7 protein-coding genes, 1 tRNA gene and 1 pseudogene are annotated in these 5189 nt (G+C 59.5%); 8 read left to right on the top strand and 1 reads right to left on the bottom strand.

Going from position 1 to position 5189, the window contains the following annotated elements:
- The first annotated feature begins 115 nt into the window (after positions 1-115).
- From rpmG to rplA, 8 genes are all read left to right on the top strand, one after another.
- Positions 116-283 carry a 50S ribosomal protein L33 gene (gene rpmG, locus QM600_RS28850; protein ID WP_094271792.1) on the top strand — a complete coding sequence of 56 codons (168 nt, stop codon included), beginning with the start codon at positions 116-118 and terminating at the stop codon, positions 281-283.
- Positions 284-439: 156 nt separating this feature from the next.
- On the top strand, positions 440-925 hold the full coding sequence (gene hadA / locus QM600_RS28845) for a (3R)-hydroxyacyl-ACP dehydratase subunit HadA (protein ID WP_283265160.1): 486 nt from the start codon (positions 440-442) through the stop codon (positions 923-925).
- Positions 912-1337 carry a (3R)-hydroxyacyl-ACP dehydratase subunit HadB gene (gene hadB, locus QM600_RS28840; RefSeq protein ID WP_094271794.1) on the top strand — a complete coding sequence of 142 codons (426 nt, stop codon included), beginning with the start codon at positions 912-914 and terminating at the stop codon, positions 1335-1337. The genes hadA and hadB overlap by 14 nt, the downstream gene beginning before the upstream one ends.
- Before the next feature lie 184 nt (positions 1338-1521).
- Positions 1522-1594 (top strand) — tRNA-Trp (locus tag QM600_RS28835).
- 31 nt (positions 1595-1625) lie between these two features.
- Positions 1626-2117 carry a preprotein translocase subunit SecE gene (secE, locus tag QM600_RS28830; RefSeq protein WP_283265159.1) on the top strand — a complete coding sequence of 164 codons (492 nt, stop codon included), beginning with the start codon at positions 1626-1628 and terminating at the stop codon, positions 2115-2117.
- A gap of 83 nt (positions 2118-2200) precedes the next feature.
- Positions 2201-3064 (top strand): transcription termination/antitermination protein NusG, encoded by an 864-nt coding sequence (gene nusG, locus QM600_RS28825; RefSeq protein ID WP_283265158.1) that lies wholly within the window; start codon positions 2201-2203, stop codon positions 3062-3064.
- Positions 3065-3125: 61 nt separating this feature from the next.
- Positions 3126-3560, top strand: coding sequence for a 50S ribosomal protein L11 (rplK, locus tag QM600_RS28820; protein ID WP_283265157.1), 435 nt, complete (start codon positions 3126-3128; stop codon positions 3558-3560).
- Positions 3561-3673: 113 nt separating this feature from the next.
- Entirely contained in the window at positions 3674-4393 is a 720-nt protein-coding gene (gene rplA / locus QM600_RS28815; RefSeq protein ID WP_283265156.1) for a 50S ribosomal protein L1, read from the top strand.
- Positions 4394-4579: 186 nt separating this feature from the next.
- On the opposite strand, the pseudogene QM600_RS28810 reads toward rplA, so the two are convergent.
- Positions 4580-5053, bottom strand: a pseudogene (locus tag QM600_RS28810) (MFS transporter); the annotation flags it as partial.
- Positions 5054-5189 lie beyond the last annotated feature (136 nt).

Raw genomic sequence — 5189 nt, 5'->3', positions numbered from 1 at the left:
TAGAGCAAACGACTCATAATCGTTGCGTCGCCGGTTCAAGTCCGGTCACCGCTACACAATATGCATGATCCACCCTGATTGCTCGTAATCAGATACACCCGAAAGAAGGCATCCCGTGGCCTCCTCGACCGACGTTCGGCCCAAGATCACCTTGGCCTGCGAGGTATGCAAGCACCGTAACTACATCACCAAGAAGAATCGGCGCAACGACCCCGATCGCCTGGAGCTCAAGAAGTTCTGCTCCAACTGCGGAACCCACCAGTCGCATCGCGAGTCGAAGTAGCACAGTCCTTAACCGGACAGCGATTTTCGCGGAAAACCCTCTCCGGGCCTGCGTCTTCGGGTCCAAGCTAGAAGAGAGTTTTTCCGCGTGACAGATTTGCAAGTGAACGAGGCAGCGGCCGAGGTCCCCCTGGACCCGGCCGCTCATGCCGTCCAGATGGTTGGTCACCACTATCGTGTCGAAGACTTCTACGAGGTCGGGCGCGAGAAGGTGCGCGAGTTTGCTCGCGCTGTCCAGAACGTGCACCCCGCGCATTATGACGAAACCGCAGCTAAAGGCCTCGGATACGATGGCCTGATTGCTCCGGTGACGTTTGTTGCGATCGTGGGCAGTATTGCTCAGCGACGTCTGTTCGATGAAATCGTCACCGGCTACGACCTGAGTCAGATTCTCCATACCGACCAACGGGTTGTGCTGCATAAGCCAATTCAGGTTGGGGATCGACTCTTCTGCGACGTCTACCTGGATTCGTTCAGGCAGGCAGCAGGTAGCGACATCATCGTAACCAAGAACATCATCACCGATCAGAACGACGACAAGGTCGTCACGATGTGGACAACTCTGGTTGCCCGCACCGGCGGCGAGGTGGACGAGAATATCGCCCACGCAGTCAAGGATGTGATGATGCATGTCGCTTCGTAAATTTTCCGACGTGAGCGTCGGCGATCTCCTTCCGGAGAAGGCCGTCACGCTGACGCGTGGAAACCTCGCCAACTATTCTGGTGTCGCGGGTGATCCAAACCCGATTCACTTCAGTGACGAGGTTGCTCGACTTGCCGGCCTGCCCGATGTGGTGGCGCACGGCATGCTCTCCATGGGCATCGGTGCCGGCTACGTCACCGAATGGCTGGGGGACCCGGGCGCTGTGACCGAGTACAATGTACGGTTCACTAGCCCGGTCATCGTGGCAGCTGACAAGGCTGCCGAGATCGAGTTCACCGGTAAGGTGAAGTCGATCGACGAAGAAAGTAAGACTGCAGTACTGGCAATTGTGGCGAAGTCCGAAGGCAAGAAAATCTTCGGTCGCGCCACTGCCACCGTCCGTCTGGCCTGATAGCCGGGTAGATTGTGTTTGTTCCGGGGCTTTGAAGTACACTGAGATTTCTGGGATTCCTCAGCGCTGCGCGCTGCCCTGAATGTCGCAAGATATTCACCTTGGGTAGCGCGTGTGTTGTGTGATCGCAGAGCGGTTGATCGAAACGACAGGCATGAAAATGTCAGCCGTAGACGTCAACCAAAGGGGCGTAGCTCAACTGGCAGAGCAGCGGTCTCCAAAACCGCAGGTTGCAGGTTCAAGTCCTGTCGCCCCTGCCCCCGGATGCCAGCGACTGAGAGGAACGACGTGAGCGAGGAGCGCGACAAGCGCGACGCCGACACATCGAATGCGGAGACGTCACCGTCTGCCGATTCGACCGGTGTTGACGACACTGCAGCTGACGCGGCCACGCGTTCCGATCTCTCGCTGGACAAGGACGGTGACCAAGAGTCGCCTTCCACGTCTAGTGGGGTTTCCAACAAGCCGACCGGAAAGCGCGCTGCACGCGGCACCTCGGTCAGCACGTCCACCGTGAAGACTCCGGCCCGGACGGCAGCGGCAAAGCCGATTGCAAAGAACCCCGGTAAGAAGCCCAAGGCGAAGAAGGACAATATCTTCAAGCGCCTTCGGAAGTTCTTCCGCGAGGTCATCGCAGAACTCCGCAAGGTCATCTGGCCGAACCGTAAGCAGATGATCACCTACACCAGCGTCGTGCTGACGTTCGTGGTCTTCATGGTCGCTTTCATCAGCGGCGTCGATATCGCTGTGATCAAGGGTGTCACCTGGCTGTTCGGCTGATCGCCGTACAACCGGGCGTCTTTGCCTGCGAGCGCGACACGACCCGACCCGGGTCCGAGTAACGAGAGGAAGCGAGTGCCCCAGTGAGCACCCCCGAGAACGACACGAATGAGGCCTTGGCCGAAGAGCGTGTTTCTGCCGAGGCGGCAGCCGAAGTAGACGTCGTGGTTGCCGAAGGCACCGATGCTGACAGTGCCGATGGCACCGAGGCCGACGCTGTCGAGACCGAAGACGCTGTCGAGACCGAAGCAACAGAAGACGTCATCTCCGAGGACGCCGAGAACTCCGACGAAGCTGCTCCCGAAGCCGACCTTGAGGTCGAGGATCCGGTTGCGGAATTGAAGGCTGCTCTGCGCCGCGCACCGGGCGACTGGTACGTCATTCACTCGTACGCAGGTTACGAAAACAAGGTCAAGACCAACCTCGAGACCCGCGTTCAGAACCTCGACGTCGGTGACTACATCTTCCAGGTGGAAGTTCCCACCGAAGAGGTCACCGAGATCAAGAACGGTCAGCGTAAGCAGGTCAACCGCAAGGTTTTGCCCGGCTACATCCTGGTCCGCATGGAGCTCAACGACGAGTCGTGGGGCGCAGTGCGCAACACGCCGGGCGTCACCGGATTCGTCGGCGCCACATCGCGTCCGTCTCCGTTGTCTCTCGATGACGTCGTAAAGTTCCTGCTTCCGCAGCAGGAGCAGAAGAAGCAGCAGGCAGCAGCGGCTGCTGTCGCAGCAGGCGAGGCACCGTCCGAGTCCTTCGGCAAGCCCCTCATCGAGGTCGACTTCGAGATCGGCGAATCCGTCACCGTCATGGATGGCCCGTTCGCTACTCTGCCGGCCAGCATCAGCGAGGTCAACGGCGAGCAGCAGAAGCTCAAGGTTCTCGTATCGATCTTCGGTCGTGAAACTCCGGTTGAACTCAACTTCAACCAGGTCGCGAAGATCTGACCCCCACACTTGCACTGTAAGACGCAAGACACACACCCAAGCTAGAAACTAGGAACTAGAGATGCCCCCAAAGAAGAAGAAGCTCGCAGGGCTCATCAAGCTGCAGATCCCCGCAGGTCAGGCTAACCCTGCACCTCCCGTGGGTCCCGCGCTCGGTCAGCACGGCGTGAACATCATGGAGTTCTGCAAGGCATACAACGCGGCGACTGAGTCCCAGCGCGGCAACATTGTGCCTGTCGAGATCTCGGTCTACGAAGACCGGACCTTCGATTTCAAGCTGAAGACCCCTCCCGCATCGCGACTGCTGCTCAAGGCTGCAGGCGTTGCCAAGGGTTCCGGCGAGCCGCACAAGACCAAGGTCGCTTCGGTAACCATGGATCAGGTGCGCGAAATCGCAAAGACCAAGGCAGAAGACCTCAATGCCAATGACATCGAGCAGGCCGCGAAGATCATCGCTGGCACCGCTCGTTCCATGGGCATCACGGTCCAGGGCTGAATTAGCCCGCTCCACAGCATTGCGTGGGAGGGCCGGCCAGGCCCTGACCACAACTGAACCATTCACCCGCTGCAGGTTGTACGGCACTGCGGTGAGAAGTAAGGACAGAAGAAATGGCAAAGCGCAGCAAGGCGTACCTCGCCGCCGCTGAGAAGATCGACGCAGACAAGCTCTACAGCCCGCTTCAGGCTGCAAAGCTCGCCAAGGAGACGTCGTCCAGCAAGATGGACTCAACCGTTGAGGTTGCAGTTCGTTTGGGCGTCGACCCCCGTAAGGCAGACCAGATGGTCCGCGGAACGGTCAACCTGCCCCACGGCACCGGTAAGACCGCTCGCGTCATCGTGTTCGCTGTTGGCGAGAAGGCAGCAGAAGCTGAGGCTGCAGGCGCTGACGTAGTCGGTGCAGAAGACCTGATCGAGCGCATCCAGGGTGGATGGGTCGATTTCGACGCCGCAATCGCGACTCCTGACCAGATGGCCAAGGTCGGCCGTATCGCCCGAGTCCTCGGACCCCGTGGCCTGATGCCGAACCCGAAGACGGGCACCGTTACCGCGGATGTCACGAAGGCTGTCAACGACATCAAGGGCGGAAAGATCAACTTCCGCGTCGACAAGCAGGCCAACCTGCACTTCGTCATCGGCAAGGCATCGTTCGACGATGAGAAGCTGGTGGAGAACTACGGCGCAGCGCTGGATGAGATCCTGCGTGCGAAGCCCTCGTCGGCCAAGGGCCGTTACGTGAAGAAGATCACGGTTTCGACCACCACCGGTCCGGGCATCCCGGTGGATCCGAACCGTACGCGCAACCTCCTCGAGGATGCTGCAGACGCGTAAGCAGTTCGCTGAACACTAGAAGGCCGGCAGGGATTACTCCCTGCCGGCCTTCTTGCTGTTTTCAGTCTTTCTTGCGCCAAGCGAGCAATACCGAGGCGTTGCCCGCGGCTGCCCAGGAGAGGAAAACGGCGACGACAACTGCGCAGATCAAAACGGATCCGGTCGCGACCAGTGAGGCAGTGTGTGAACCTTCGACGACTTCGACTCCAGAACCCAACGCAGGACTGCAAGGACTGCGACGGCGGCGACCGGAACGTTGATCCAGAATACGGAATGCCAGGAGAAGTGCTCGAGAAGCCAGCCGCCGGACATCGGACCGATGGCGATAGCGAATCCGGCCATCGCAGCACGGGCTGCAATGACTTGTTCCAGTGAACCCGACATCGCACCCGCGACAGACATGGCGCCGACGCCGATCAATCCGACGACCATGACCTTTCGTCGACCGTGCCTGTCGCCGAGGTTGCCGAAGGCGAGTAGGAGTCCGGCAAACGTGAATGTGTAGGCGTCGACAACCCGCTGAAGTCCGCTGACATTGGTACGAAGTTTTACGCCGACGGAGGGCAATGCCACGTTCACGATCGTGTTGTCGAGGACGACCAGCAATTCGGCAAGGCAGATGACGCTGAGTGCGATGACTCGTCCGGAATGGGACGCGATCGGCGACCTTCGGGCTTCCTGTGGCGCGTTCGGATTGTGGGCGAGTTGGTGAAGCGCTCCCGTGTGCGGTACTCTTCTACACGGAGTTCAGTGCTGGATATGAACTTCACCCCAAAATCATGTTCTACCCAAGACC

Source organism: Rhodococcus sp. IEGM 1379 (genome assembly GCF_030056815.1).
Taxonomy (GTDB): Bacteria; Actinomycetota; Actinomycetes; order Mycobacteriales; family Mycobacteriaceae; genus Rhodococcus_F.
Note: the sequence above shows the minus strand (reverse complement) of the source record. Positions and strands in the feature narration are given on the sequence as shown.

Coding starts and splice junctions, on each gene's coding strand:
- hadB (WP_094271794.1), top strand. CDS start 912: ATGTCGCTTCGTAAATTTTCCGACGTGAGCGTCGGCGATCTCCTTCCG.
- hadA (WP_283265160.1), top strand. CDS start 440: ATGGTTGGTCACCACTATCGTGTCGAAGACTTCTACGAGGTCGGGCGC.
- rplK (WP_283265157.1), top strand. CDS start 3,126: ATGCCCCCAAAGAAGAAGAAGCTCGCAGGGCTCATCAAGCTGCAGATC.
- rplA (WP_283265156.1), top strand. CDS start 3,674: ATGGCAAAGCGCAGCAAGGCGTACCTCGCCGCCGCTGAGAAGATCGAC.